This is a genomic window from Mycolicibacterium confluentis, from assembly GCF_010729895.1.
Lineage (GTDB): Bacteria > Actinomycetota > Actinomycetes > Mycobacteriales > Mycobacteriaceae > Mycobacterium > Mycobacterium confluentis.
In genome coordinates, this window is record NZ_AP022612.1 from 5,551,314 (window position 1) to 5,574,918 (window position 23,605).

A 23,605-nucleotide genomic window follows, 5' to 3' on the forward strand; every position below is an offset into this window, starting at 1 on the left:
CGCGGCCTACGCGGCGACGACGACGATTCCGTCGTCGTCGCTGTAGGCGATGTCGCCGGGGGTGAACGTCACCCCGCCGAGCGAGACCGTGACGTCCCGGTCGCCGGCGCCGGTCTTGGTGCTCTTGCGCGGGTTGGTGCCCAGGGCCTTGATGCCGATGTCGAGGGTCCGCAACGTCGACGCGTCCCGCACCGCACCGTTGATGATCAGCCCGGCCCAGCCGTTGGACCTGCCCAACTCGGCGATGACGTCGCCGACGAGCGCGGTGTGCAGTGACGCATCGCCGTCGATCACGAGAACCCGACCGTCGCCCGGCTCCGAGAGGATCGACTTCAGCAGGGCGTTGTCCTGGAAACAGCGCACCGTGCTGATCGGTCCGGCGAACTCGCTGCGACCGCCGAACTGCCGAAACTGGATGTCGCAGCTGCGGACGTCGGGGCCGATCTCATCGACCAGGTCTGCGGTGGCGCGGGGTTCTACGGTCACGGGCGAAATAGTAGCGAGCGCGCTGTCAGGCCCCCTCGTCGTGCTGGCGCAGGCGACGGACGAGCAGGACGGCAAGCAGGCTGACCACGATGGCCACGACGAACGGAACGGGTGAGCGTCCGCCGGCGTCAGGGGTGAACGGAGCGGGCCGGTTCACCGCGTCGGCCGCCTTCTCGACGGCGGACTTGGCCTGCGCGGCGGCCTCGCGGGCCGCATCGGGCCGGCCTGCGCCGTTGCTCGAGACGGGCACTGCGGCGGCGGGGACAGGAGCGGCTGGTGCGGGAGCTGGAGGGGGTGGTGCGGGAGCCGCAGCGGGTGGAGCTGCTGGTGCGGCAGCGGGCGGGGCGGCCTGTGCCGGTGCCGACTTGGACGGCGGCGCCGCGTTGGCGGGAGGTGCCTTCTTGGCCGCAGCCTTCTTGGCCGCGGCTTTCTTGGCGGGTGCTTTCTTGGCCGCAGCCTTCTTAGCCGGGGCTTTCTTCGCGGGTGCCTTTTTGGCGGGCACCTCGCTCGCAGCCTTCGGGGCGGTCACCTCATTGGCGGGAGGTGCGGGCGCTGGCGGTGGCGCCGGTGTGTCGGAAGGCTGCGCAGCCGCCTCCGGACGCTCCTCGGGCTGATCCTGCTGCTCGGCCATCGGGTTGCTCCTTTGCACCTCGTCGTCTCACGTCACCCGGTGTGGACCATCATGCCAGGTGGGTGTTTGCCGATCGGCCGTGCTCGCGGACCACGTCAGAGCACGCCGAGTCGCGCCATCAGGTCGGCGTCGATCCCATCGAGTTGGTTTGAAATGGCCGTATGCGCGGCTCGGCGCTGGTTGGCCGGCATGTTCTCGGCGGCCGTGACGGCGGCCGACAGGTCCGTGAGCCGCGACGTGATGGCGGCAACGAACTGCTTGGTCTCGGCGTCCTTCGGGCTCTTCTCGGCCACCGCGCGCAACGACCGCTCGGCCCCCGCGATGCGCGCCGACAGTGCCCCACCCTGGCCTGAGAACTGCCCCAGCTGGGCCAGCGGAACTCCGAGCTGATCCGCCCGCCGCTCGTCGAGCAGGCCGCGCACGGCGGTGGTGGCGCGGTAGACGATCGGCACCAGCACGGGGGCGAGCAGCCTGACGACGGTCAACCCACGCCGCACGCGTCCCGGTGACAGGAACTTGCCCTCGCGAACAGCCTTGAGCTGAGTCTCGGCGACCTTGACGGCCGCCCGGTCGCTCTCACGCTGAGCTCTGACCTGTGCTTTGAGAGCTTTGGCGGCGGAACGTTGTTCGGCCTTGATGCGGCGCATCTCGTTCTTAGCCCCGAGCTTGGCCTCCATCTTCGCTTTGGCCTTGAGAGCTCTGGCCTCAGCACGACGAGTCGCACGGCTCTTCCGCTTTGTGAACAGGGCCATTCCCGGCTGCCTCCCGGTGGTGTGTCCGCGCATGTCGCGGGGCCGTCGCTGGTTCGCTGCACGGCCCTGCGCCAACCCTAGCGTCTGGCTCCGGAACGGAAATCGCCACCTGGGAATATGCGACAATGAGCGGAATTGTTCATGGGGCGGGCACGGGGGCTCGCCGAACGGCGAAACAGGTCAGAGGTGGACGGGTCGCGGTTGCGCGTCGCGGCGATCGGGGGGGCGATCGCCTGTGGTTTGCTGCTCGGCGGAGTCGGCGGGCTTGGCCTGGGAGTGGCCGCTGCCAGCACCGGCGATGAGAGCGGCGCTGGTCAAGACGGTGGCACCCGTGACACCACCGGGGAGTCAGGATTCAAGCGCGGAGCGCAGGAGAAGTCCGGACCCTATGGCGGACCCCCGCGCGGAGGTTCCCCCGGATCCGAGTCCCCGGCAGGCCCGCGCAGTGAGCGCGCCTCGCGCGACGACCGGGACGATGGGTCGTCGGGACCGCGGCGCGGCGACGACGTCAAAGAGTGGGGCGGGCAGCGACCGCCGACCAAGTCAGGCGAGGGCAACGGACCCAAACCTGGCCAGGGCAACGGACCCAAACCTGGCGAGGGCCATTGGCCCAAGCCAGGCGAGGGCACTGGGCCGAAGCCGGGTCACGGACATTGGCCGCCGCGTGATCCCGATGATCCCCGAGATCCCAAAGACCCCTGTGGCCCAAGGGAACCCGGCGAACCGGGTGAGCCAGGCGAACCAGGTCAGCCGGGTGAGCCGCCGATCGAGGGCGGGTTCCCCGAGCAGGGCGGCGACGGCGAAGGCCCCGCACGCTGGCCGGGCAGTCCCTACGGTCAGCCATCCGACAACGCGCCGGCCGAACCCGAGCTTCCCGAGGGCCTGACGCCCGGGGCGCCTCTTGCACCCGCGGTTCCGCCGCCGCCGGCCGTGGTTCCGCCGGCGGTTGTCGTGCCTGTGGTGCCGCCGCCCGTCGGCACCGTCACCGCGCCCAGCCAGGTCGACGCCGCACCGCCAGCAGTGCCACCGCCGCCCGCGGCGGCGTCGGTCACGATCCTCCCGGTCCATCAGGCGGGCCCGGGCGTCGGACTCGACGTCGTCCCCACCGCATTCCGCGCCGGGTACCCCGAGTACCTGCGCGACGCGGCCCTGGCCGAAATCGCGGGAATGGCGCTGCCGGGTGTCGCGGGGTTGATGGTGCTCACCGGGGTCGGGGGACTGATGGGATACCGACAGGCGAAGGCGGGACATGCGGTCCGTGCGGCAGGCACGGCGCGGTTCCTGGAGTGACAGTCAGACCATGAAGGGCGTGGTTAAAGGAGGGACATGCCGGCCAGTCGCCGTGTGACGCGGGCGGTGGCGGAGGTGCTCGATCTGGCGCCCCGCAAGGGTGAGGTGACCCTGCAACGTCTCGTCGACGCCGTCAGTACCGACCGCGGCCGGGACATCGAAGTCAAGATGGCCGAACTGCCCGAGGGCGTGTGCGGTCAATGGCGCCAGTACAACGACCACGATGAGTTCCTCATCCAGCGGGGGCTGCCCACGTGGGACCGGACCCTGGCGCACGAACTCGGCCACCTGGTGCTCGGGCATGACGGCATCGCGGTCGCCGAAGTGGCCCGCCGCGCCACGGAGATCGCCAGCGACGACCTGATCAGCTACATGCTCAACCAGCGCACGGGTTGCATGGGGCCGGGCGGCGAGGACATCGAGCAGGACGCCGAGGATTTCGCGGCGCTGCTGCTGTACCGGTTGGGACGGATGCCCTCCGACCGGTCCTCGATCGTGCAGGTGCGACTCGGGGAGGCATTTGGTTGACGGTCTGGGTGATCGCGGGCCTGCTCGGAATGGCCACCGGTGTGCGCATCGGCTGGGCTCTGGTCAACAAGCAGTCGTTGGTCAGTACGGCCATGATCGTGGCCCTCGGCAGTCTCGCCGTCGTCGCAGCCCTCAACTGGGCGCCGCTGACGCTCCTGATCGACACCTGGCTGCGCTGGCCCAACGTCGCGGTGGGCATCAGCCAGATCGCCCTGATCGCCTGCGCCGCGGGCAGCTGCGTCATGATCACCAGTGTCGCCTCACACCGCAGTCCTGTGACAGTCCGCCGAATTGCCTTTGTGCAGTACAGCTTTGCGGCTGCGGTGGCGGTCGTGACGGCGACGCTGTTCTTCGCCGGCGGCCAACAGGAGGAGATGGCTCCGGCCGAATACCTGACCCGCAACATGGGCTCGTCCAACCTGGCGCTGCCGTGGTTGGTGCCGCTTCTCTATGTGATGTTTGCGCTGACGCTGGTGGCGTGGGCAGGCGTTCGGCATTCCAACAGCAGCCGTCGCGGCCGCGCGCTGTTCGTCTTCACCCTCGGCATCGTCCTGATCCTGCTGGCGGCGGCGTTCTTCTTGATCCGCGCCGTCAGCGACGCCGGGTTGATCGGCGTCGGCAGCGCGGTGGTGCTGCTGGGCTGCGCCATGGCCGTCGTCGGCGCGGGCTCACTGCTGCCCACGGTGGAGGACTGGTTCAGCGGTCGACGCGAACTGTCGCTCATTCAGCCGCTGCTGACCGAACTCGAGCGCCGTCAGCCTGACATCGGAATCGGTGTGCGACCGCGCGGTCCGATGGTCTTCCGGGTCGCAGAACGGCTTTCACTGATTTCGGACGCGCTGTTCCTGGAGGCCACGGCGGCGCTGCGGCGGCAGGTGCCCGACGGCGACGAACGCCCAGCCGAGAACATCGACGGCTACGCGGCGACCCGCGGAAACTGGGAGGTGCCCGACGTGACCCCCGTGGAACAGGCGCGCGCGATTGCCGAGTGGATTCACACCGGGCGCCACGGGGGCGGCCACGCCCGGTTCCCCGGGCCCGTGTGGCTGCGTCAACCCGAGAGTTATTCGGACCGAGAGTGGATCATCGAGATCGCCCGCCAGTACCGGAATCTGTCGGTGGTCTGACGGGGCCCGAAAGGCCTAGTCCAGGTGTTCCTTGCGCCGAAGCTCTTCGGCCTTCTGCACAAGATCCTGCTGGGACTCGGCCGACAACCCGACGGTGCGGGCGGCCACGCGACGGACACCCTCATCGCGCATGTTGGCCAGCCAGGTGAGTTCCTTGTCGAGCTTCTCGTAGTACTCGTCGTCGGTGAAGTACGCGGGCTTGATCCGGAAGAAGTTGGCCAGTGCGGCCATGGTGGCCGACGACGGGTTGGTCCGATTGCCGGACCGCAGTTGGGACAGGTAGGGGGCGGACATGGTGACGCCCTCAGACTTCAGCGCTGCGATCACCTCGGCCGACGTATGCGGCCCGCGTCCCGGCGGGTACACCGTGTCGAACAGGCGATTCAATCGCGCAGCGAACGTTGTACTCATCCTTTTGACCTCCACATACCGCGCCGCACCCCGACTGTTTCGTCTATTTGCTGATCATCGTAGCGACTGATGCGCTGTTAACCAAGTGCAAACGAGGGGAAAATTGACGGCTCAACCAAGTTCTTGCATGAAATGACACTTACGCTGCGACTTCTGCCACATTTTCAGCGCTACGCGCGGTGTGCAGCAGGGGAAATGGGTTCATGCGGGGGCTTAGCTTCCTCGGCGCCGATGGTCGCGCGACCATATTTATGTCATGACTTCTGTCTGCGGGCAACCGCTGCAGATATCGGCCCTCTTTCGAAGGTTCTTTGCTGTTGCGTTGACCAGTTCATCTCCCCCAGTCCGCGGAGCACCTGGCGCCGCCGGTCCATGGGCCGAGGCTGGTCGCGGTCCAGCGACATAGAAAGTGGCAGTGGGGGGACGCATCTGCGACTCGCCTGCTGATCCGCCGGCCCCGCCGCAGGACTTACCGAGGGATCCATCGGAGGATCAGCAGACATCCCTTGAGGACCTTACTGTGGGACTGACAGTCGGCGCATCTCAGACGTCGTCAGCCCTGCCGCGGTCGCACGGAGGTGGCGCTGTCTCAGGTGGGGTGGCTCAAGCGGCGAGAAGCATCGCGAGGATCGCGGTGTCCGGGTGGCTTATCGGATCGATTCCGACCCGGCTGACCATTGAGGTGACCGTGCCGTCGGACTCCGCCTCCACCCACGCGGCCCGATGTTCAAGGCCCAGATGGGGCAGTCCAGGCAGCAGGACGCAGCCCGACGCCGCCCCGGAGCACTCGGGTAACGACGGCATGGTTTCCGACGGCGGGTGCAGCATCAGCAGTGCCGGTGGTTGACGAGCGGCGAAATGGCCGGGCGGGATGGCGGATTCACCGACCACGGTCCCCTCGGCGAGTACCAGGCCGACGGTGTCGGGCTGGGGGGAGTCGGGAAGCTCTTCACGGACGCCGAAAATCGTTGTCGTCGATAACAATCCGGGCAGTGATGCGACGCGCACCGCGGCCATCAGCAGCTGGGCCCATTCCTTCGTCGAGTCGGGCCACCGCCCGGACACCACGAAACCCTTCAGAGCACCACGGGAATGGAAGGGGGCGAGCCCGATCGCTCGCCCGGAGCCGGTGTCCATCTCTGCCTCCGCGCAACTCAAGACTGACTGCATGGCGCGACACGACTGTGGGTCGGTGCGCTCAGGATGAGGCACACAGGCGTTGGCAGGCAAGAGGACCCGAGTGCTAATCGGGGCGCCGTGCCATCAGGCACGGCGCCCCGAGGAGGGTGTGAGGGGTCAGCTCAGGCAGGCGGGTAGACGCCCATCTGCTTGCCCTTGTCGGTCTGCCAGAAGATGTCGGCGATCTCGTCGATCGTCTTGAGCAGCTTCTCGGCCACGGCCACGTCCAGCGACTTCTTGACATCGCCTGCGCCGTGGACGCCGTCCCAGAACAGCTGGTGCAGGTTCGGGAACTGCTCGAAGTGGTCTTTGGCGAAGAAGTCGGCCCACAGCACCATCAGGTGATGCTTGACCTCTTCGGCCTGGCGCTCCTTGATGATGATGGCCCGAGTCTTGAAGTGCTCGTCATCCGAGTCGTGGTACTTCTGCAGGGTCTTGAGGCAGGACAGCGCTTCGATCTTGGCCTGCGCAGGGTCGTAGACACCGCAGTACAGGTCGCAGTGTGCGTGGGCGGGGGTCGCATTGGAAAAAAGTCGATGCAGCATAGGTCCAACCTACACTTTCGGCGTGCCGCGAAATCGATCAACCCGGGCCTGGCCAATGCGCAGATTCGTGGTGGTCGAGGACTCGATGCGACCGACGTTGCGCCCGGGTGACGGACTGTTGGCGATCCGGTGGGGCCGGGTGAAACCGGGGCAGTTACGGGTGTTCCCGGACCCGACGTCGTCGTCGCGATGGCTGATCAAGCGAGCGGGCGAAGTACAGGGGACTGGGGGAGGGGCGACCTTCGAGGCGCGGTCGGACAATCCGGACGCGCCGGGAGTCGTCGACTCGCGACGGTTCGGTTGGGTGCCGGCCGCGGGTACTTACCGGGTGGTGTGGACAGTCCGCGCCGGGAGCGGCTGAATCAGCGAGCGGGACGCGACAGGTCAGAAGAGGACGATGAGCGCGAGCACGCCCATCAGCACCAGTGCGACGACGCCGGCGCGCAGCAGTGCCAGAACGTACGACCTGTTACATGTCGACGAGGACCAGTGCGAGGATTGGGCCGACTGCGGCCCGAGAGGTTGAGTCGTCATCGGCTGGTCCTGACCTGCATGTTCAAAATCCTGCCCCCAAGTGAGATGCGTCACAGACATTCTCTTGTGACGGCGATCATAACCCCTCCTGTATCCAGGCAGAAATTGGGCCAAAACAGTTAGCCAGTCAACCAATTTCGCTCGCTGGCCCGGGGGATTGTTGATGGTTGCGACGCCGAGAACAGGGTTATCCACAATTTGTCGTCCGCTGACGGCATAACGCCAGGAAAGGTGCAGTCGACACCTAGGAACATCTGTGGATAAGGCTGTGGAAACTGTGGATAGGTGCGCACTTGCTGCGCGGCGGAATCACCCGGACCGGCAGCGCCTGCGCCGGACGACATGACAGGATCGCAGTCATGGACGACTCGGCCGTACCGCAGATCCAGATCGACGGCTTGCCCACGGTGTTCGGCGACGACGCCGTGCTGCTCGACGTCCGCGAGGACGACGAGTGGCAGCGCGGGCATGCCCCCGACGCTCAGCACATCCCGATGGGTGACGTTCCGGCGAGGATGGCCGAGATCGACGCCGAGAAACAGCTCTACGTCATCTGCCATGCCGGCGGACGGTCGCAGCGCGTGGCGCAGTACCTGCAGCGCAACGGCTATGAGCCCGTCAACGTCGACGGCGGGATGCTGGCCTGGTCGCAGTCCGGTCGCGCCGTGGTGACCGATTCCGGCGCGGCGGGCACCGTCTGAACGCCCGGTCACGCAAGCCCCGTCGTTAGGCTGGTGCGGTGATCCAGGTCTGTGCGTCGTGTGGCACGCGTTGGAACGTGCGCGACAAGCAGCGCGCGTGGTGCCCCCGTTGTCAGGGGTCGTTGCTTCCGCCCAGCGCGGAGACCGCTGCTGCACCTGCCCCGCACCCGGGGTGGAACCGGCCCGCGCCGGGTCAGCCGCCCACCGCCGCTGCGCCGTCGAGGAATGGTCAGCTCCCCCCGGGTTTCCGCTGGATCGCGGTGCGCCCAGGCTCGCCACCCGCCCCGAAGCCCCGCCGACGCCCGCTGGGGCCGCCGCCGCGATATGACGTCATCCCGCGCTGGAGCCTGCAGGACGCGGTTCCCCTCGACGTCGACTCCGTGGCGCCGCCGCCCAGCGGTCCCCCCGCGGTTGTGGTCGACCGGGTGCTGAGGATCACCGCCGTCCTGCTGGGTGTGGCCGCCGGCGTGTACCTGCTGCGCTACATCCTGTTGGTGATCAACAGGTCCGTGCTGCTCAACTCCGTGCTGGCGGCGACGGCCGTGCTGCTGGGCCTGATCATCAGCGTCGCGGCCCTGGCCGCCGTGATCACCTGCTGGGTGGTGATGGCGCGGTGGCTCATCGCGCGACGGGCCGCGGTCTTCGCGCACCAGGGCACCGCAGATCCGCGCCCGACGTCGGCGCTGTGGTTCGGGTGCGTGGTGCCGCTGGTGAATCTGTTCTGGGCGCCGGTCTATGTCATCGAGACCGCGACCGCTGAGGGCCACTACACGCGGATGCGCAAACCGATCCTCGTCTGGTGGGTGCTGTGGGGGCTCAGCGCGCTGGTCGCGACGTTCTCGGTCGCGACACTGTTCAGCTATCGCTGGTTCGGTGTGAGCGTCAACCACTCGGCGCAGGCCGTCGCGGACAACACCATCGCCATGATCTGCGGGTATCTGATCGCGATGGCCGCGGTGCTGGCCACCACGCGGGTCTGGCGCGGGTTCGAGGCCAAGCCCGTCGAGCGTTCCGCGCACCGCTGGGTGGTGGTCGCCGCCGAGGGCGCAGCGCCTGAGACCGCGACGCCGACCGACACCGAAGTCGCGCCACCGGTTGAGACAAGCGGACGCGAACCGGCAGCATAGGACCATGGACTCGGCGGGGGAAGTGTTGGACGGGCACCCGTTCGTCGTCGCCCATCGGGGCGCCTCGGCCGACCGGCCCGAGCACACTCTCGCCGCCTATGAGTTGGCCCTCCGGGAGGGTGCCGACGGCGTCGAGTGCGACGTCAGGCTCACCCGCGACGGTCACCTGGTGTGCGTGCACGACCGCCGGATCGACCGCACCGCCAACGGGACTGGCCTGGTCAGCGAACTCACCCTGAACGAGCTTCGGCAGTACGACTACGGGAAGTGGCACGGCAGCTGGCGGGCCGACGGCACCCACGGCGACACCGGACTGCTCACGCTGGAGAAGCTCGTCGAGCTGGTGCTGGACTTCCGCCGCCCAGTGAAGCTGTTCATCGAGACCAAGCATCCGGTGCGCTACGGCGCGCTGGTCGAGAACAAGGTGCTGGCCCTGCTGCACCGGTTCGGCATCGCCGCGCCGCCGTCGGCGGATCTGTCGCGCGCCGTGGTGATGTCATTCAGCGCCGCGGCGGTGTGGCGGATCCGGCGCGCCGCCCCGCTGCTGCCGACTGTGCTGCTGGGGGAGACGTCGCGATATCTCGCAGGCAGCGCCGCGACAACCGTCGGAGCCACGGCCGTCGGTCCGTCGATCACCACGCTGCGGGACCACCCGGAACTCGTGGACCGCGCCGCGGCCCAGGGGCGGGCACTGTACTGCTGGACCGTCGACCACTACGAGGACGTGCAGTTCTGCCGCGAGCAGGGCGTGGCGTGGTTGGCCACCAACCACCCAGGGCGCACCAAGGACTGGCTGCAGAACGGTCTGACCGAAGCCGGCCGGGACTAGATCAGAGGCTGCCGCCGGCAGCGGCAGGCGCCGTCGGGTCAGTGGCGCCTGCGGTGAATTCCCGCGCGACGAAGTTCTCCAGGTCGAACAGGTTGTCTCCGGCGCGCTCGGCGACGCGCAGCAGGGTGGTCATCGAGGCCACCTCTTCGACCTGCTCCTTGAGGAACCACTGCATGAACTGTTCGCCCAGGTAATCGTGCTCGTCACGGGCCGCGGCGGCCAGCGCGACGATCTGATCGGTGACGGTGCGCTCGAGGTCGAGAGCCAGCGCGATCGCCTCGCGGGGCGACGCGAACTCGTTGCGGACCGCGTCGACGCCGGGGATCTCGACCTCGACATCGCGGTCCAGCAGATGACGAACCAGCATCATGGCGTGGTTGCGCTCCTCGACGGACTGCTTGTAGAAGTGCCCCGCGAGTTGGGGCAGGTCGGCACCGTCGAAGTGGACGGCGATGGCGATGTATTGCTGCGACGCCGTGAACTCTTCGCGGATCTGGTCGAGGAGAAGTCCGTGAAACTTGGTGTTGGTGGCGTCGGCGTGGTTCATGATCTCCAAAATAGTGCAGGTCAGGGGACTTGTCATCGAAGGTGAGGCTTACTTCGGACAGTCTTGCCTAACTTGACTGACTCCAGATTGGGGTCAGCGGAGGGTGTCGACGGTAGTTAGCTGGCTCACAGTGACACGCTGCCGCCGGCGACCGCAGGCGCTGTCGGGTCGGCCGGGCTCGCGGCATTGAGGTACGGAATCAGGGTTGCGCGTCGAGCACGGCCTGCGGGACGGGCGAGTCGGACTCCAGCGCGTCGAACAGTTGCGTCGCCGTGTCGTCGTCCCACACCACGACGTCGCCCGATCCGCCGCTGGTGTATGCACCGATGGGCACGGTGACCGTGACCGGCGACCCGCGCAGGGCCCATCCGAGCCGCGCCAGGTCCCAGAGGTGATCGTCGTCGTCGACCGCGACCGAGTCGGCCGCCGCGGTCGGCACCGAGTACCAGCGCCACGGGTTGAGCCAGACGGCCGGGCTCGCGGCGCGGTGCAGCAACGCGGACATGAACTGACGCTGGTTGACCATGCGGTCCAGGTCGGCGCGCGGGGTGGCCCGGGAGCGCACGAAGCCCAGCGCCGCGCGGCCGTCGAGCTTCTGGCACCCGGCGGCCAGGTCTATACCGGCCAGCGGGTCGCTGATGGGTTCGGCCGGACACATCGTGACGCCGCCGAGCGCGTCGACCACGTCGGCGAAACCGCCGAAGCCGATCTCGGCGTAATGGTCGAGGCGCAGGCCGGTCGCCTGTTCGACGGTCTGCGCCAGGAGCGGCGCCCCGCCGAGTGCGAACGCAGCGTTGATCTTGTCGCTGCCGTAGCCCGGGATCTCGACGTAGGAGTCCCGCGGGATCGAGACCATCGTCGCGTCCGTACTCGAGCCCAAGCGTGGGATATGCACCAGCAGAATCGTGTCAGTCCGGCCCGAGCCCAGGTCGCCGCCCGTGGCCAGGTCAGACTGCTGTACCTCGGACAGGCCCGCCCGACTGTCGGACCCCACGAGCAGCCAGGTGGTGCCCCGGCCCGCGGCGGGGCGATCGGGATAGTCGGGCAGGGCGTCGATGCGCTGCAGCGAGCGGTCGAGCCAGGCCCCGCCGCCGACCACCGCGACCACGACGAGGAGCAGGACTGTGAGCAGCAGACCACCCCACGGCACCCGCCGACGCTTGCGGGGCGGGCGCGCTGCCGGAGGTGGTGCCGCCGCGATGCGCTGGGCGGGTCGCCGCGGTGGTGCCGGCGGGGGCGCCGCGCGGCGCGCGGACGGAGGCAGAGGCGGTGCTGGCTGACGCCGAATGGGCTGGTGCGGCGCGGGCGCCTGCCGTGGTGGGGGTGCCTGGCGCGGCGATGCCGGGGGAGGTTGGCGCGGCGGTGCCGGGCGTGGCGGTGGGGGAGGGCCCTGCGCGGGGAAGCCCCCCGGATGCGGGCGGTACGACGGGTCCCGGCGGATCACCTGCGACGGTTCATCGGGCTGCGGGCGGCGGGGTGCACCCCGCCGTTCGTCCGGACCGGGCGGCGGCTGGCCGTACCGGGGCCGATCGTCGTTCACCAGCCCAATTTACGTGCTCGACGGCGGATCGATGCCCAGCCAGCCCAGGTGTGGGGCAAGCAGTGCGTACCCCACGAAGGCGACCGAGTCGATGATTCCGTGTGCGATCACCAGCGGCCACAGCCGTCCCGTCCGGTGCCAGACCCACCCGAACACGAGGCCCATCGCCAGGTTTCCCAGCCCTGCGCCGAAACCCTGGTAGAGGTGATAGGCGCCGCGCAGCACGCTGGACGCCACGATCGCGGTCGTCGGGCTGACGTCGAGTTGGCGCAACCGGGTGAGCAGGAAGCCGACCACCACGACCTCCTCGGCCCAGCCGTTGGCGAAGGACACCAGCAGCAGCACGGGAATGCGCCACCAGGTGTCGTCGAGTTCACTGGGGACCACCGCGACGCTGAACCCCAGCGCCCGCGACGCGACGTACAGGGCCAGGCCGGGAATCCCGATCAGTGCCGCCAGGCCGAGACCGCCGAGCAGGTCGGGGCGCCAGCGGAGTCGGCCGAGGCCGATGCGGGCCGGGGTGAAGCCGCTGCGCCACAGCAGGTAGACCGCCAGCGCGCCCCACGCGAGGAGCTGGGTGATGTAGGCCAGGTTCAGTCCGAGGTCGATCAGGTCGAAGTAGGACCTCTTGGGGTTGAGCGCGACCCGTTGGCCGGCCAGCCCGCGCAGTACGAAGTCAATCAGCTGGAGCGACGCGGTGACGGCGCTGAGCCCGAAGGTGACCGCGAGGACCAGGCCGATCTCGAGGCGCAACGCGCGGCGCTCGAACGCGCTGAGGGGCTCCGTCTCGCCGGGTCGGTCGGGGGCGTCGGGTGCGCCGGGTGCGCTCACCCCGACACCGTAACCGGGTGGGTCAGGAGCGGCGTGCCCGCAGGCCGTTGACGAAGGGGCAGCCCATGAGGATGCGGATGGCCTGGCTCAGGCCGGTGACGTCGTCGACAGGGTTGGGGAACGGGAGACGGACATCGTGATCGCCGTCGTCGCCCTCGACGCGGAGGCGGAAGCCGTACCGGTCCAGGCCCAGCGGGCGCACATGTCCGCCGCGCAGCGGTCGCGGCAGCTTGGCCGCGAGCCGGGCGACGACGTCACGATGCGCGGAGTCGATATGCCGCAGCCACGGAGTCTCCATGCCGCAGAACGGGTCTGGCCGGGCGTCGAGCAGCGCGCCGACCCCCACCGACTCGGCGCCCGTCGAATCCGCGACGACGACCGACTCGATCTCGAGGCGCAGAAGCGTGAACTCGGAGCCGACCTGCAGCAGAGCGGGGTTGGGATCCTCGGCGGCGATGACGTCGAGCGTCGCGCGCAGCATCGGGTCGGGCACGCGGTGCATCCGGCCGCGGATCCAGACCAGCGAGCGCACCGGTTCGCGCAGCGGCAGCGGCGCGTAGTCGGTCAGTTCGAGCATCGCCTGTACTCCGGCGGCACCCGCGGTGATGACGTTGGCGGCCGCCACTCCGTTGACGGGGACCGTGATGCCGAACGAGCCGTCGGCCAGCAGGTGGTGCACCGCGACCGACTCGGGCTCGGACCCGTCGAGTGCGATGAGGGCGCTCTGAGCGCGGACACACGCGCTGCGGATGCGCTCGGCAGTCGTCGGTGCTGGGATCGTCGCCAGGGTCATCGAAGGCCTTCCACGTGCGGTCAGTGCTGGTCAAGCTCGGTGCCTCGTAGTGAGGTAAGCCTAACTTAATAACAGATCCGCGGCGGTTCAACACCTTCCTGTCCGGCGGGCCCGGGCTAGGAGAGCCTCTCGACCTCGACGAAGACCACGGCCTCGGTGCTGCCGCGGTTCTCCACCTGGTGCTCGACGCCGGCCGTCCTGGTGTAGCTGTCGCCGATCCGGAGCTCGGCGGCGGTGGCGGTGCCGTCCGGGGTGACGACGTGCATGGTGCCGTTGACCAGCGGAACCACGACGTAGTCGTATTCGTGGCGGTGCATGGGGATCGACCCGCCCGGTTCGATGGTCCACCGCGTGACCCGGAATCGGCCGTCGTCCTGCTGCACCTCGCCGTGCGATCCTGCGCTCATCTGACCCTCCGCTTCTCTGCCGCCGGTTGGCCGCGACGGGGAAGCCTAACGCCACTCGATCCGCAGATAGTCGGCCGGGCGCGCGGGGCTTTCCCGATAGGGTTTGGGGGTGACTGCCATCGCCTATCTCGGACCCCGAGGGACGTTTTCGGAGGCGGCACTGGGCGGCATGGCCGCGGCGGGTCTGCTGCCCCACGGACCGGATGTCGACCAACTCCCGACCGACAGCACGCCCGCGGCATTGGAGGCGGTCCGGTCCGGCGCCGCCGACTACGCCTGCGTGCCCATCGAGAACTCCATCGACGGCTCGGTGATCCCCACGCTCGACAACCTCGCCGCGGGTACGCCGCTGCAGGTGTTCGCCGAACTCACGCTCGACGTGGCGTTCAGCATCGTCATCCGACCCGGCGTCGCCGCCGCTGACGTGCGGACGGTGGCGGCGTTCCCGGTCGCCGCCGCGCAGGTGCGTCGCTGGCTCGCCGAGAACCTGCCCGACGCCGAGGTGGTGCCCGCGATATCGAACGCGGGGGCCGCCGACGACGTCAGCCACGGCCGCGCCGACGCCGGGGTCAGCACCGCGCTGGCCGCCCACCGCTACGGACTCGACACGCTTGCCGACGGGGTGGTCGACGAGGCCAACGCCCGCACCCGGTTCGTGCTCGTCGGCCGGCCCGGCCCCCCGCCGCCCCGCACGGGTGCCGACCGCACCTCGGTGGTTCTCAAGCTCGACAACGAGCCCGGGGCCCTGGTGAGCGCCCTCACCGAGTTCGGTATCCGCGACATCGACCTGACCCGCATCGAATCTCGGCCCACGCGCGTCGAACTCGGCACCTACGTGTTCTTCCTGGACTGTGTCGGCCACATCGATGACATCGCGGTGGCTGAGGCACTCAAAGCGCTGCACCGTCGTTGTGCAGATGTGCGATATCTAGGTTCTTGGCCCACAGGTGCGGCGACGGGCAGTGTGCCGCCACAACTCGACGACGCCACGCAGTGGCTGAACCGGCTGCGAAGCGGGGAGCAGCCATGAGCGGGCGGCTGATCCTGGTCCGGCACGGACAGACCTACGGCAATGTCGAGAAGCGCCTCGACACTCGGCCGCCGGGCGCCGAACTCACGCCGTTGGGCCGAGATCAGGCCCGGGCGTTCGCGCAGAACGCCCCGGGACAGCCGGTGCTTCTGGGGCACTCGGTCGCCACCCGAGCCCGCCAGACCGCGGCCGAGATCGCCGGCGTGCTCAGCCTGCACACCCATGAGTTCGACGGCCTGCACGAGGTGCAGGTCGGCGACCTGGAGAACCGCAACGACGAGGAGGCGGTCGACGAGTTCAACCGCATCTACCAGCGCTGGCATGAGGGTGAACTGAACCTCGCGATGCCCGGTGGTGAGACCGGCGCCGATGTTCTGGACCGGTACCTGCCCGTCGTCAAGGATCTGCGGCTGCGCCATCTCGACGACAACGAGTGGAACGGTGACATCGTCCTGGTCAGCCACGGCGCGGCGATCCGCCTGGTCGCGGCCACGCTGGCCGGAGTCGAGGCCACCTTCGCGCTTGAGCACCACCTGGCCAACACCGACGCCGTGACGCTCGCGCCCATCACCGACGGGCGCTGGAGTTGCGTGCACTGGGGTGCGGCGAGCCCGCCGTTCTACCCGGAGCTCGACGCCAATCCGGTGGAGGATGCGAAGCGGGCGCCCGACCCGATCGGCTGACCGCACTCACACGCCACCACGTCACAGTCGACGACGAAGGTGTGCATGGTGAGTTCGGGAGTGCCGCAGCCGTCCTCGGTGCACTCGGGGCGACCCGCCCCGTGCACGATCAGCGTGCCGTGGCAGTGCGCCTCGTCTGCGTCACACGCTCGGCATCTCGCACCCATGGCCCGTTCCTATCACTGCGTGGTGACAAAGCGATGATGCCGCGCCCGGTCAAGCCCAACCGAGTTCGTGCAGGCGCTCGTCGTCGATGCCGAAGTGGTGGGCGATCTCATGCACGACGGTGATCGTGACCTCGTCGACGACTTCGGCCTCCGACTCGCACATCTGCAGCAGCGCACCCCGGTAGATGGTGATGACGTCGGGCAGCGAACCCGCATAGAAGCTGTCCCGCTCGGTCAGCGCGACTCCCTCGTAGAGGCCGAGCAGGTCGGGCTCTTCGGCGTTGTGCTCCTCGACGAGCACCACGACGTTGTCGAGAGCCGCGGCCAGCTTGGGTGGAATCCGGTCGAGCGCGTCGGAGACCAACTCCTCGAAACGCTCCGGACTCATCGACACCGGCATCGGATCAGGCCGGCGGCGGCGGAACCTCAGGACCCGGCGGGGGTCCGGGGGCGGGCTCCGGTGCGGGGGCGTCGGCCGGGGGTGGCGGCGCGGCGGCCTCGGGCGGCGGTGCCGGTGCGCCGGGCGCCGGCGGGTTGAACGTGTTGCCCTGTGTCGCAGGAGGTTCGGTCGCGGCCGCGGTGGACGTCGGGGCCGAGGTCTGCCGCGGCAGGTGCTGACTCGAGTCGCTCTGCGAACCCGAACTATGCGATCCCGAGTTCGACGACGAACCGGAGTTCGACGAGTCGTCCGGCTGATAGGTGGACTGCGCGCCGCCACCGGGCATGGGGATCGGCGGCAGGTTCAGACGCTCGGCCGGGATGTCCGGCGGCGGGATGGGCGGCTGCCCGTTGATCAACAGCGGCCCCTTGGCGCTGTTGATCAGGGTGGCCCAGCCGCCATTGCCCAGGGTGGCGCCGATGCTGCACGCCACCTGGTGGCTGCCCGCCGACCAGCTGGGCAGCGAGATCGTGCTGTAGATCAGGGTCAGCGTCGTGGTCCGAAGCTGCAGAGGCGCGAGGTACTCGTCCGTCATCCGGGTACACGAGTCCTTGATGAACCCGTCCTGCTCAGGCTCGGGTGGCAACCCGCCGGGGAAGCGCTCGGCCAGGTTCACCGACCCGGTGACCTCCATCGCGTGCGGTGAGGCGCAGTCGACGGGGATGTCGGTCGGCTGGTTGCTCGCCGGGTCGATGCCCAGGCACGTGCCCGCGGGCCAGACCTTGGACTGGTCGACATCGGCGACCTTGCCCTTGAACGCCAACTGCTGGCCGTCGGGACCGGGAAGCTGCAGGCCGCACAGCATCCGGCGCTCGCCGTGCTGACGCCAGGCCTTGTCTCCGGACCAGAGCATGCTGATCGTGAAACGGCTGTTCGGGTCGAACCGCGGGCCGAGGTATTGCCGCACCGCAACCTGGCACTGCTCCTGGCTGATCTGCTGGATGCGTGCCGGTGACGGCGGCGCGGCGTCGGGTCCGTACTCCGAACCCGGGAAGGTCCGCATGTCGACCGACTCGGCCACCTCGAAGCGGTGGTCCTCCTGGCAGTCAACGATGGTCGCGTCGTCCGGGGTGCGCTCAGGCCAGTTCAGGCAGTCGCCGGCCTGGGCGTCGTTGAACGCCTTGTTGCCGCGGGAACCGGTGCTCGGCACCGGATCGGAGTGCAGGTAGGCGGCGAGCCCGGTCTGGTTGCGGTTGACCGGCAGTGCGGTGATCAGGCCCGCGATCAACAGCGCCCCGAGTGCCGTCAGCAGCAGGGCGCGACGGGTGGACCGGGCATGGAATGTGCTCAGCCAGCTGAACCGCTCACGAGGCGCGTCGTCCTCGGTGTCGTCCTCGGTGTTGTCGGCCTCCAGAGCAGTCGACTCGACGTCGAACGCGCTCGACGCCGGCTCCGCGACATACGCGGCATCGGGGGTGTCGTCTGGGGAGCCGACGGGGTCGTTCTCTTCGGCCACGTCGTCGCGATCTTCCTGCTGGGGTCCATCAACCATCGGCTCCCATTGTGACAGGCGCGCCGACCGCTGTGACAACTGTTGCAGTTGTAGTGTTATGGGGTTGTGCTCATGAGGCGTCGGGCGACACAAGCCGGCAACTGACCCTCAAGAGCGCGGACCGCCGACGGCAAAAGTAGTGTTGACGGGCGTGATCGACCTCAAGCTGCTCCGCGAAGACCCCGACCTCGTGCGCCGTTCCCAACGCAGCCGCGGCGAAGACCCCGAGTTGGTGGACGCACTGCTGGCCGCCGACGCCGCGCGTCGGGCCGCGGTGTCGAAGGCGGACACCCTGCGCGCCGACCAGAAATCGGTGAGCAAGCAGGTCGGCGCCGCCAGCAAGGAAGACCGTCCCGCAGTGCTGGCGCGCGCCAAGGACCTTGCCGCCGAGGTCAAGGCGGCCGAGGGCGCTCAGGCCGCCGCGGAGGAGGCGTTCACCGCGGCGCACATGGCCGTCTCCAACGTCATCATCGACGGAGTCCCCGCAGGCGGCGAGGACGACTTCGTGGTGCTCGACACGGTCGGGGAGCCCGCCCAACTGTCCGATCCCAAGGACCACCTGGAACTCGGCGAGGCGCTGGGCCTGATCGACATGGAGCGCGGCGCGAAGGTCTCCGGGTCGCGGTTCTACTTCCTGACTGGGCGAGGCGCGCTGCTGCAGCTGGGTCTGCTGCAGCTGGCCGTGCGCGTCGCCACTCAGAACGGGTTCACGCTGATGATCCCGCCGGTGCTGGTGCGCCCCGAGGTTATGGCGGGCACCGGCTTCCTGGGCGCGCACTCCGACGAGATCTATCACCTCGAGGCCGACGACATGTATCTCGTCGGCACCTCGGAGGTGCCGTTGGCCGGGTACCACTCGGGCGAGATCCTCGACCTCTCCGATGGGCCGCTGCGCTACGCGGGCTGGTCATCGTGCTTCCGCCGGGAGGCCGGCAGCTACGGCAAGGACACCCGCGGCATCATCCGCGTGCACCAGTTCGACAAGGTCGAGGGCTTCGTCTACTGCAAGCCCGAGGACGCCGAGGCCGAGCACCAGCGACTGCTCGGCTGGCAGCGGGAGATGTTGGCGCACATCGAGGTTCCCTACCGCGTCATCGACGTCGCGGCGGGCGACCTCGGCTCGTCGGCCGCGCGGAAGTACGACTGCGAGGCCTGGGTGCCCACTCAGCAGGCCTACCGCGAGCTCACCTCGACGTCGAACTGCACGACGTTCCAGGCTCGCCGGCTCTCGACGCGCTACCGCGACGAGAACGGCAAGCCGCAGACCGCCGCGACGCTGAACGGCACACTGGCCACCACGCGCTGGCTGGTGGCGATTCTGGAGAACCACCAGCAGCCCGACGGCAGCGTGCGGGTCCCCGACGCGCTCGTGCCGTACGTCGGCGCCTCGGTGCTGGAACCCCGGTAAGCGCAACACCGCGGCCTTGGGGATGACTGCGGAGAACCCGGTACGGGTGAGGGTGCTGGGACCGGTCCAGGCGTGGGTCGGTGACGATCCGGTGGACCTGGGTGCACGCCTGCAACGGGCGCTGCTGGCCAGATTGGTGGCCGCACACGGCCATACGGTGTCGGTCGATCGGCTCATCGAGGACCTCTGGGAGGGGGAACCGCCGCCCAAGGCGCTGTCGGCGCTGCAGGTCTACGTCTCGCATCTTCGGCGTGCGCTCGAGCCGGGCCGACAGCGTCGGGCCCCCGCCCGCATCCTGGTGAGCGCCGCGCCCGGGTACTGCCTGCGGCTGCCGGTCGACGCCGTCGACTCCTGGCGGTTCGAATCCGATGTCACTGCGGCACATGAGGAATCGGATCCGCAGAAGCGGGTACGCCGCCTAGACGAGGCGCTGGCCGGCTGGTCGGGTGACCCGTTGGCCGGATTCGGCGACGCACTGTGGGCCGTTCCCGAGGTGGCCCGGCTGACGGAACTCCGGCTGGCGGCGGTGGAGGCCCAGGCCGCCGCGCAGGTCGAACTCGGCCGGTACCACGCCGCGATCGCCGCGCTGGAGCGTCATGTCGGTGAGCGTCCCGGCCGGGAGGGCGCGGCCGCCGTGCTGGCGACGGCGCTGTACCGCAGCGGGCGCCAGACCGACGCTCTGCAGGTGTTGCGGCGCACCCGAAGTCACCTCGTCGACGAACTGGGTCTGGAACCCGGCCGGGCGCTGCGCGATCTCGAACGCGACATCCTGCGTCAGGCCGACCATTTGGAGCCGTCCCGGCCGAATCTTCAACCCGCCGCACCGGCCATCGTGTCGCCCGGCCCCGTCGAGGCCGCCGCGTACGGGCGGGCCGAGGAGCTCGCCGAAATCGACAACGTGGCGCGCGCCGTAGTCGCGGGCCGCAGCGCGGTGGTCTGGATCGGGGGCGAGGCGGGGTCCGGCAAGACGACGCTGGCCGACGCCGCGACGGCCCGGTTGCGTGCCGTGGGCTGGCGTACGGTGCACGGCCGCTCCCCGGAGGTGCACGGCGCGCCCGCCGGATGGGCGTGGACCGAGGTGCTGCGGGACCTGCTCGAAGACGGGATGGACGACGGCAGGGCAGCACTGGCGCCGCTGCTGCACGACGGTGCCGCGGCCGAACCGGGGACATTCTGGTTGGGCCAGGCCGTGGCCGATGTGTTGACCGCGGTCGCCGAGGCGCGGCCGCTCGCGGTGGTGCTGGATGACCTGCACCGCACTGACGGCCTGACGCTGGAACTGCTGCGCCTGGTGGCCGACCGGATCAAGGACAGCCGCGTGCTGGTGATCGCGACCTATCGCCCGACGGAGGACCACGGCGAACTGGAGGTGGCCCGGGCGGCGCTGACGGTCCACACCGCGGCGCATCTGATTATCGGCGGGTTGGACGCCGCGGCCACCGCCGCGCTGGCCGCCGACTGCGGACTGACCGCGGCCAGCGGGGAGGCCCTGCGGCTGCTGCGCGAGCGCACCGGAGGCAACCCGCTGTTCATTCGCGAGCTGGCTCGCCTGATGGACGCCGAGGGCCCGGACGCGGTGTGGGCGTCGGTGCCGGTCGGCGTCCGGGATGTGCTGCGCCGCAGGCTGGCCCGGCTGCCCGGCCAGACCGTCACCGCGCTGCGCCAGGCCGCGGTGCTGGGCCGCGACATCGACGTGGACCTGCTCGCCGAACTGGGCCGCAGCGATCCCGACGATCTTCTCGACGCGCTGGAGCCGGCTGTCCTGCTGGGACTTCTCGACGAGCCGGAGCCCGGACGCCTGCGGTTCGCCCACGCCCTGGTCCGCGACACCCTCTACGAGGACACCTCCAAGCTGCGGCGGTCCCGGCTGCACGGCGCGGCACTGGAACTGCTCCGCGAACCCGGACGGTCCGTAGATCCGGCCGCGCTGGCACACCATGCCGTTGCCGCGGCGAGGGCCGAAACCGCTTTGACCGCTGCCGCTTTCGCAACGGAGGCGGCGCGTGAGGCCAGTACGCTCGGAGCCCACGCCGAAGCGGCCCGCCAGTGGCGTGCGGTGGTGCAGATGCTGGAACTGGCGGCCAGCCGCCGGCTGCGGCCCAGCCTCGACGGGCTGCGGGACGAGATCGACGCACGCTGCGGTCTGATCGCCGCGCTGGCTCAGTCTGGTGATGCGGTCGCCGCGCGCCTCGAGACGAAGGCCGCCCTGCAACTGCTCACCGGGACGGCACAGGACGACCTGACGGTCCGCGTTCTGACCGCCTGGGACACCCCGTTGGTGTGGCGGGACCGCGAGTACGACGGGTCCGACGCCCAGATGATCGCGCTGCTGCGGCAGAGGCTGGCCGGCGAAGGGGTCACACTGGCCGACCGGATCAGGCTGCTCAAGGCGCTGTACGTGGAACTGGAGGGCGCCGACCCGGACGCGGCGCTCGCCGTCAGCACCGAGATGCTGGACCTGGCGCGCCGCGCCTACGCCGAAGATCCGGGATCGGCGGGACGTCTGCTGTGCACCGCGCTCAACGTGCGGGCCTACTGCGCGTTGGGTCCGGACATCGATGCCGAGCGCGATTCGACGGCGGCCGAACTGCTGGCGACCGCGGAGGCCACCGAGCAGGCCGACTATCAAGCGGTGGCGCACTGGCTGCTGTCGCTGGCGGCCGGTCATCGGTCCGACCTGGCCGAGGCGAAGCGGCACGTCGACCTCGCGGTGGCCCGGGCGGGCACCGGCCAACTCGTGCACCTGCTCGGGGTGCTGGGCCTGTTCGAGGCCCGGATGCACCTGCTGGTGGGCCGCCTCGACGAGGCCGTCAGCGCCTACACCGATCTGGCGGCACGCATGGTGGAGAACGGCGCCGCCAACGGGGCCAAGCTGGCGATGGTCGGTCGAGTGACGGGTGAGTTCTGCCTCGGAGATCTGGGTGTCCTGGCCGACGAACTGCTGTTCTTCTATCGCGAGGTGTCGGTCGCGGCGCTGGACGCCGCGGTGCTGGCGCTGATGGCGGCTGGCCGCGAGGCGGAAGCCCGCGCGCTGTGGCCCGACCGCCAGCCCATCGAGCGGGCGTACTTCTGGCTCCCGTTCACCGTGCTGCGGGTCAACGCGGCGGTGGCGCTCGGCGACCTCGACGAGGCGCGGGCACGCGCGAAGGACCTGCGCCCCTACTCCGGCCGGATCGCCGGACTCGGCGTGGACGGGCTGATGGTCGGCCCGGTCGACGACGCGCTGGCCGCCGCGGCCGACGCAGTGGGCAGGCCGGACGACGCTCGCCGCTACCGCGCAGCGGCCTCGGAGCTGCGCGAGCACTTGGCTGCCGAAGCCCGGCGGTTCATCGACTGACGCCGTGGCGGCCGAAGACTGCCCGCTCCCGCCGTCGATGCGCAAGCCGCAGCACCGCGAGCAGGATGCGTGGCCCGATCCCGGTCTGCTGGGTGAACGCCGCCCGCTCGTCGTCGGTCATCACCGCCAGCGAACGCGGACCGTCGAACGACATCCGGGCACCGGCTCGGGCCGCGGCCTCCACCGACGCCCAGTCCTCCACCGAGACGTGCGCGGTGATGAGGGGGAACAGCTCGATCTCCTCGTCGTTGATGTGGTCGGTCAGCAGCGCCGCCATTTCGCCGAGCTCGAGGGCCATCAGGCCTGCGATCTGGCGATCGCCCATCGACAGCCGGAAGGCCGCCGCCCGGGCCCGCAGCTGGGCCAACCGGGGTTCCAATGCCGCGTGGTCCTCGGTCAGTTCGCTCAGATCGAGGTGATCGCCGACGCTGGACCGGATCACCGGCCACATCACGGTGTCCTCGCATTCGTGGTGATGATGGATGGAATCGCACAACAGCTCGATGTAGTGCGAGACGGCGCGCGCGTGGCCAGGCGTGCAGATCACATCGCGGTCGCGCACCGCCTCCGCCAGGTCGGTGAGGCGCAGCAGGTCGGTGATCATCGCGCGGTGGGCCAGGGTGATTCCCAGCAGATCGGGTGTGGAGTCGTCCGCGCGCTCGGGTGCGGTGGTGCCGGCGGTCGTCACGATGGTGCTCCTCAAGCTCGGCGGATCCGAGATGTCGCGGATCGCAGGTTCGAAGCACAGCCTGGCGTCGGCGACTTAAGTGCGACTTGTCACCGGCTTGTTC

At 69.5% G+C, this 23,605-nt stretch carries 26 protein-coding genes; 11 read left to right on the forward strand and 15 right to left on the reverse strand.

Annotated elements, in window-relative coordinates:
* Nucleotides 1–6: 6 nt before the first annotated feature.
* The 3 genes from rraA to G6N34_RS26070 all read right to left on the reverse strand — a co-directional run bounded on the left by rraA (nucleotide 7) and on the right by G6N34_RS26070 (nucleotide 1,869).
* Nucleotides 7–486 carry a ribonuclease E activity regulator RraA gene (gene rraA / locus G6N34_RS26060; RefSeq protein WP_085154106.1) on the reverse strand — a complete coding sequence of 160 codons (480 nt, stop codon included), beginning with the start codon at nucleotides 484–486 and terminating at the stop codon, nucleotides 7–9.
* Between the two features lie 25 nt (nucleotides 487–511).
* Nucleotides 512–1,117, reverse strand: coding sequence for a hypothetical protein (locus G6N34_RS26065; RefSeq protein WP_085154108.1), 606 nt, complete (start codon nucleotides 1,115–1,117; stop codon nucleotides 512–514).
* Nucleotides 1,118–1,212: 95 nt separating this feature from the next.
* Entirely contained in the window at nucleotides 1,213–1,869 is a 657-nt protein-coding gene (locus G6N34_RS26070) for a DUF6474 family protein (RefSeq protein WP_085154109.1), read from the reverse strand.
* Nucleotides 1,870–2,010: 141 nt separating this feature from the next.
* Here G6N34_RS26070 and G6N34_RS26075 point away from each other — a divergent pair, with 141 nt between their 5' ends.
* The 3 genes from G6N34_RS26075 to G6N34_RS26085 are packed head-to-tail and all read left to right on the forward strand — an operon-like array spanning nucleotide 2,011 to nucleotide 4,814.
* Nucleotides 2,011–3,159, forward strand: a complete 1,149-nt coding sequence (locus G6N34_RS26075; protein WP_163645547.1) for a hypothetical protein — start codon at nucleotides 2,011–2,013, stop codon at nucleotides 3,157–3,159.
* A gap of 36 nt (nucleotides 3,160–3,195) precedes the next feature.
* Complete coding sequence (locus tag G6N34_RS26080) at nucleotides 3,196–3,687, forward strand: ImmA/IrrE family metallo-endopeptidase (RefSeq protein WP_085154112.1); 492 nt, start codon at nucleotides 3,196–3,198, stop codon at nucleotides 3,685–3,687.
* A complete protein-coding gene (locus G6N34_RS26085) occupies nucleotides 3,684–4,814 on the forward strand; it encodes a hypothetical protein (RefSeq protein ID WP_085154114.1) in 1,131 nt (376 codons plus the stop codon). Before G6N34_RS26080 ends, G6N34_RS26085 begins: the two co-directional genes overlap by 4 nt.
* 15 nt (nucleotides 4,815–4,829) lie before the next feature.
* Here the strand turns inward: G6N34_RS26085 and G6N34_RS26090 are convergent, their stop codons facing one another.
* The 3 genes from G6N34_RS26090 to sodN form a co-directional block, all read right to left on the reverse strand.
* Complete coding sequence (locus G6N34_RS26090; RefSeq protein ID WP_085154115.1) at nucleotides 4,830–5,225, reverse strand: transcriptional regulator; 396 nt, start codon at nucleotides 5,223–5,225, stop codon at nucleotides 4,830–4,832.
* Between the two features lie 603 nt (nucleotides 5,226–5,828).
* Nucleotides 5,829–6,362, reverse strand: a complete 534-nt coding sequence (locus G6N34_RS26095) for a peptidase (RefSeq protein ID WP_085154117.1) — start codon at nucleotides 6,360–6,362, stop codon at nucleotides 5,829–5,831.
* Nucleotides 6,363–6,526: 164 nt separating this feature from the next.
* Nucleotides 6,527–6,949 carry a superoxide dismutase, Ni gene (sodN, locus tag G6N34_RS26100; RefSeq protein WP_085154118.1) on the reverse strand — a complete coding sequence of 141 codons (423 nt, stop codon included), beginning with the start codon at nucleotides 6,947–6,949 and terminating at the stop codon, nucleotides 6,527–6,529.
* 55 nt (nucleotides 6,950–7,004) lie between these two features.
* Between sodN and G6N34_RS26105 the strand changes: the two genes are divergently transcribed.
* Nucleotides 7,005–7,310 (forward strand): S24/S26 family peptidase, encoded by a 306-nt coding sequence (locus G6N34_RS26105; RefSeq protein WP_085154119.1) that lies wholly within the window; start codon nucleotides 7,005–7,007, stop codon nucleotides 7,308–7,310.
* A 23-nt stretch (nucleotides 7,311–7,333) separates the two neighbouring features.
* Here G6N34_RS26105 and G6N34_RS27675 read toward each other — a convergent pair whose 3' ends face one another.
* The gene (locus G6N34_RS27675) at nucleotides 7,334–7,483 is read right to left on the reverse strand and encodes a hypothetical protein (protein WP_165763668.1); all 150 of its coding nucleotides are present in this window, start codon (nucleotides 7,481–7,483) and stop codon (nucleotides 7,334–7,336) included.
* A 359-nt stretch (nucleotides 7,484–7,842) separates the two neighbouring features.
* Here G6N34_RS27675 and G6N34_RS26110 point away from each other — a divergent pair, with 359 nt between their 5' ends.
* The 3 genes from G6N34_RS26110 to G6N34_RS26120 all read left to right on the forward strand — a co-directional run bounded on the left by G6N34_RS26110 (nucleotide 7,843) and on the right by G6N34_RS26120 (nucleotide 10,140).
* On the forward strand, nucleotides 7,843–8,184 hold the full coding sequence (locus tag G6N34_RS26110) for a rhodanese-like domain-containing protein (protein ID WP_085154120.1): 342 nt from the start codon (nucleotides 7,843–7,845) through the stop codon (nucleotides 8,182–8,184).
* Nucleotides 8,185–8,444: 260 nt separating this feature from the next.
* Nucleotides 8,445–9,311: a DUF4328 domain-containing protein gene (locus tag G6N34_RS26115; protein ID WP_234813006.1), complete on the forward strand. Its 867-nt coding sequence runs from the start codon at nucleotides 8,445–8,447 to the stop codon at nucleotides 9,309–9,311.
* A 4-nt stretch (nucleotides 9,312–9,315) separates the two neighbouring features.
* Nucleotides 9,316–10,140, forward strand: a complete 825-nt coding sequence (locus G6N34_RS26120) for a glycerophosphodiester phosphodiesterase (RefSeq protein ID WP_085154122.1) — start codon at nucleotides 9,316–9,318, stop codon at nucleotides 10,138–10,140.
* A gap of 1 nt (nucleotide 10,141) precedes the next feature.
* Here the strand turns inward: G6N34_RS26120 and G6N34_RS26125 are convergent, their stop codons facing one another.
* The 5 genes from G6N34_RS26125 to G6N34_RS26145 all read right to left on the reverse strand — a co-directional run bounded on the left by G6N34_RS26125 (nucleotide 10,142) and on the right by G6N34_RS26145 (nucleotide 14,258).
* Nucleotides 10,142–10,687 (reverse strand): ferritin, encoded by a 546-nt coding sequence (locus G6N34_RS26125; protein ID WP_085154472.1) that lies wholly within the window; start codon nucleotides 10,685–10,687, stop codon nucleotides 10,142–10,144.
* A gap of 199 nt (nucleotides 10,688–10,886) precedes the next feature.
* Nucleotides 10,887–12,230, reverse strand: a complete 1,344-nt coding sequence (locus G6N34_RS26130) for an LCP family protein (protein ID WP_165763670.1) — start codon at nucleotides 12,228–12,230, stop codon at nucleotides 10,887–10,889.
* A gap of 6 nt (nucleotides 12,231–12,236) precedes the next feature.
* A complete protein-coding gene (locus G6N34_RS26135; protein ID WP_085154124.1) occupies nucleotides 12,237–13,058 on the reverse strand; it encodes a CPBP family intramembrane glutamic endopeptidase in 822 nt (273 codons plus the stop codon).
* A gap of 22 nt (nucleotides 13,059–13,080) precedes the next feature.
* The gene (locus G6N34_RS26140; protein ID WP_085154125.1) at nucleotides 13,081–13,851 is read right to left on the reverse strand and encodes a DUF2470 domain-containing protein; all 771 of its coding nucleotides are present in this window, start codon (nucleotides 13,849–13,851) and stop codon (nucleotides 13,081–13,083) included.
* A 116-nt stretch (nucleotides 13,852–13,967) separates the two neighbouring features.
* Complete coding sequence (locus G6N34_RS26145) at nucleotides 13,968–14,258, reverse strand: cupin domain-containing protein (protein ID WP_085154127.1); 291 nt, start codon at nucleotides 14,256–14,258, stop codon at nucleotides 13,968–13,970.
* A 109-nt stretch (nucleotides 14,259–14,367) separates the two neighbouring features.
* Here G6N34_RS26145 and pheA point away from each other — a divergent pair, with 109 nt between their 5' ends.
* Both pheA and G6N34_RS26155 read left to right on the forward strand, forming a co-directional pair.
* Nucleotides 14,368–15,288 carry a prephenate dehydratase gene (pheA, locus tag G6N34_RS26150; RefSeq protein ID WP_085154129.1) on the forward strand — a complete coding sequence of 307 codons (921 nt, stop codon included), beginning with the start codon at nucleotides 14,368–14,370 and terminating at the stop codon, nucleotides 15,286–15,288.
* On the forward strand, nucleotides 15,285–15,971 hold the full coding sequence (locus G6N34_RS26155; protein WP_085154131.1) for a histidine phosphatase family protein: 687 nt from the start codon (nucleotides 15,285–15,287) through the stop codon (nucleotides 15,969–15,971). The genes pheA and G6N34_RS26155 overlap by 4 nt, the downstream gene beginning before the upstream one ends.
* A gap of 216 nt (nucleotides 15,972–16,187) precedes the next feature.
* Here the strand turns inward: G6N34_RS26155 and G6N34_RS26160 are convergent, their stop codons facing one another.
* Both G6N34_RS26160 and G6N34_RS26165 read right to left on the reverse strand, forming a co-directional pair.
* The gene (locus tag G6N34_RS26160) at nucleotides 16,188–16,538 is read right to left on the reverse strand and encodes a metallopeptidase family protein (protein WP_085154134.1); all 351 of its coding nucleotides are present in this window, start codon (nucleotides 16,536–16,538) and stop codon (nucleotides 16,188–16,190) included.
* 4 nt (nucleotides 16,539–16,542) lie between these two features.
* Nucleotides 16,543–18,117 carry a septum formation family protein gene (locus G6N34_RS26165; protein WP_407663284.1) on the reverse strand — a complete coding sequence of 525 codons (1,575 nt, stop codon included), beginning with the start codon at nucleotides 18,115–18,117 and terminating at the stop codon, nucleotides 16,543–16,545.
* A 103-nt stretch (nucleotides 18,118–18,220) separates the two neighbouring features.
* On the opposite strand from G6N34_RS26165, the gene serS reads away from it, so the two are divergent.
* Both serS and G6N34_RS26175 read left to right on the forward strand, forming a co-directional pair.
* The gene (gene serS / locus G6N34_RS26170; protein ID WP_085154476.1) at nucleotides 18,221–19,477 is read left to right on the forward strand and encodes a serine--tRNA ligase; all 1,257 of its coding nucleotides are present in this window, start codon (nucleotides 18,221–18,223) and stop codon (nucleotides 19,475–19,477) included.
* Between the two features lie 22 nt (nucleotides 19,478–19,499).
* Nucleotides 19,500–22,814, forward strand: a complete 3,315-nt coding sequence (locus G6N34_RS26175; protein ID WP_085154138.1) for an ATP-binding protein — start codon at nucleotides 19,500–19,502, stop codon at nucleotides 22,812–22,814.
* Here the strand turns inward: G6N34_RS26175 and G6N34_RS26180 are convergent.
* Nucleotides 22,804–23,502 carry a hemerythrin domain-containing protein gene (locus tag G6N34_RS26180; protein WP_234813007.1) on the reverse strand — a complete coding sequence of 233 codons (699 nt, stop codon included), beginning with the start codon at nucleotides 23,500–23,502 and terminating at the stop codon, nucleotides 22,804–22,806. The two genes, G6N34_RS26175 and G6N34_RS26180, sit on opposite strands and share 11 nt — an antisense overlap.
* Nucleotides 23,503–23,605 lie beyond the last annotated feature (103 nt).

What these genes read in the sequence shown, in the direction of transcription:
- G6N34_RS26145 (WP_085154127.1), bottom strand. Translation starts at nt 14,258, where the DNA reads ATGAGCGCAGGATCGCACGGCGAGGTGCAGCAGGACGACGGCCGATTC.
- G6N34_RS26075 (WP_163645547.1), top strand. Translation starts at nt 2,011, where the DNA reads ATGGGGCGGGCACGGGGGCTCGCCGAACGGCGAAACAGGTCAGAGGTG.
- G6N34_RS26140 (WP_085154125.1), bottom strand. Translation starts at nt 13,851, where the DNA reads ATGACCCTGGCGACGATCCCAGCACCGACGACTGCCGAGCGCATCCGC.
- G6N34_RS26090 (WP_085154115.1), bottom strand. Translation starts at nt 5,225, where the DNA reads ATGAGTACAACGTTCGCTGCGCGATTGAATCGCCTGTTCGACACGGTG.
- G6N34_RS26065 (WP_085154108.1), bottom strand. Translation starts at nt 1,117, where the DNA reads ATGGCCGAGCAGCAGGATCAGCCCGAGGAGCGTCCGGAGGCGGCTGCG.
- G6N34_RS26175 (WP_085154138.1), top strand. Translation starts at nt 19,500, where the DNA reads ATGACTGCGGAGAACCCGGTACGGGTGAGGGTGCTGGGACCGGTCCAG.
- G6N34_RS26110 (WP_085154120.1), top strand. Translation starts at nt 7,843, where the DNA reads ATGGACGACTCGGCCGTACCGCAGATCCAGATCGACGGCTTGCCCACG.
- sodN (WP_085154118.1), bottom strand. Translation starts at nt 6,949, where the DNA reads ATGCTGCATCGACTTTTTTCCAATGCGACCCCCGCCCACGCACACTGC.
- G6N34_RS26160 (WP_085154134.1), bottom strand. Translation starts at nt 16,538, where the DNA reads ATGCCGGTGTCGATGAGTCCGGAGCGTTTCGAGGAGTTGGTCTCCGAC.
- G6N34_RS26080 (WP_085154112.1), top strand. Translation starts at nt 3,196, where the DNA reads ATGCCGGCCAGTCGCCGTGTGACGCGGGCGGTGGCGGAGGTGCTCGAT.
- G6N34_RS26120 (WP_085154122.1), top strand. Translation starts at nt 9,316, where the DNA reads ATGGACTCGGCGGGGGAAGTGTTGGACGGGCACCCGTTCGTCGTCGCC.
- G6N34_RS26070 (WP_085154109.1), bottom strand. Translation starts at nt 1,869, where the DNA reads ATGGCCCTGTTCACAAAGCGGAAGAGCCGTGCGACTCGTCGTGCTGAG.
- G6N34_RS26155 (WP_085154131.1), top strand. Translation starts at nt 15,285, where the DNA reads ATGAGCGGGCGGCTGATCCTGGTCCGGCACGGACAGACCTACGGCAAT.
- G6N34_RS27675 (WP_165763668.1), bottom strand. Translation starts at nt 7,483, where the DNA reads ATGACGACTCAACCTCTCGGGCCGCAGTCGGCCCAATCCTCGCACTGG.
- G6N34_RS26105 (WP_085154119.1), top strand. Translation starts at nt 7,005, where the DNA reads ATGCGCAGATTCGTGGTGGTCGAGGACTCGATGCGACCGACGTTGCGC.
- G6N34_RS26095 (WP_085154117.1), bottom strand. Translation starts at nt 6,362, where the DNA reads ATGGACACCGGCTCCGGGCGAGCGATCGGGCTCGCCCCCTTCCATTCC.
- G6N34_RS26125 (WP_085154472.1), bottom strand. Translation starts at nt 10,687, where the DNA reads ATGAACCACGCCGACGCCACCAACACCAAGTTTCACGGACTTCTCCTC.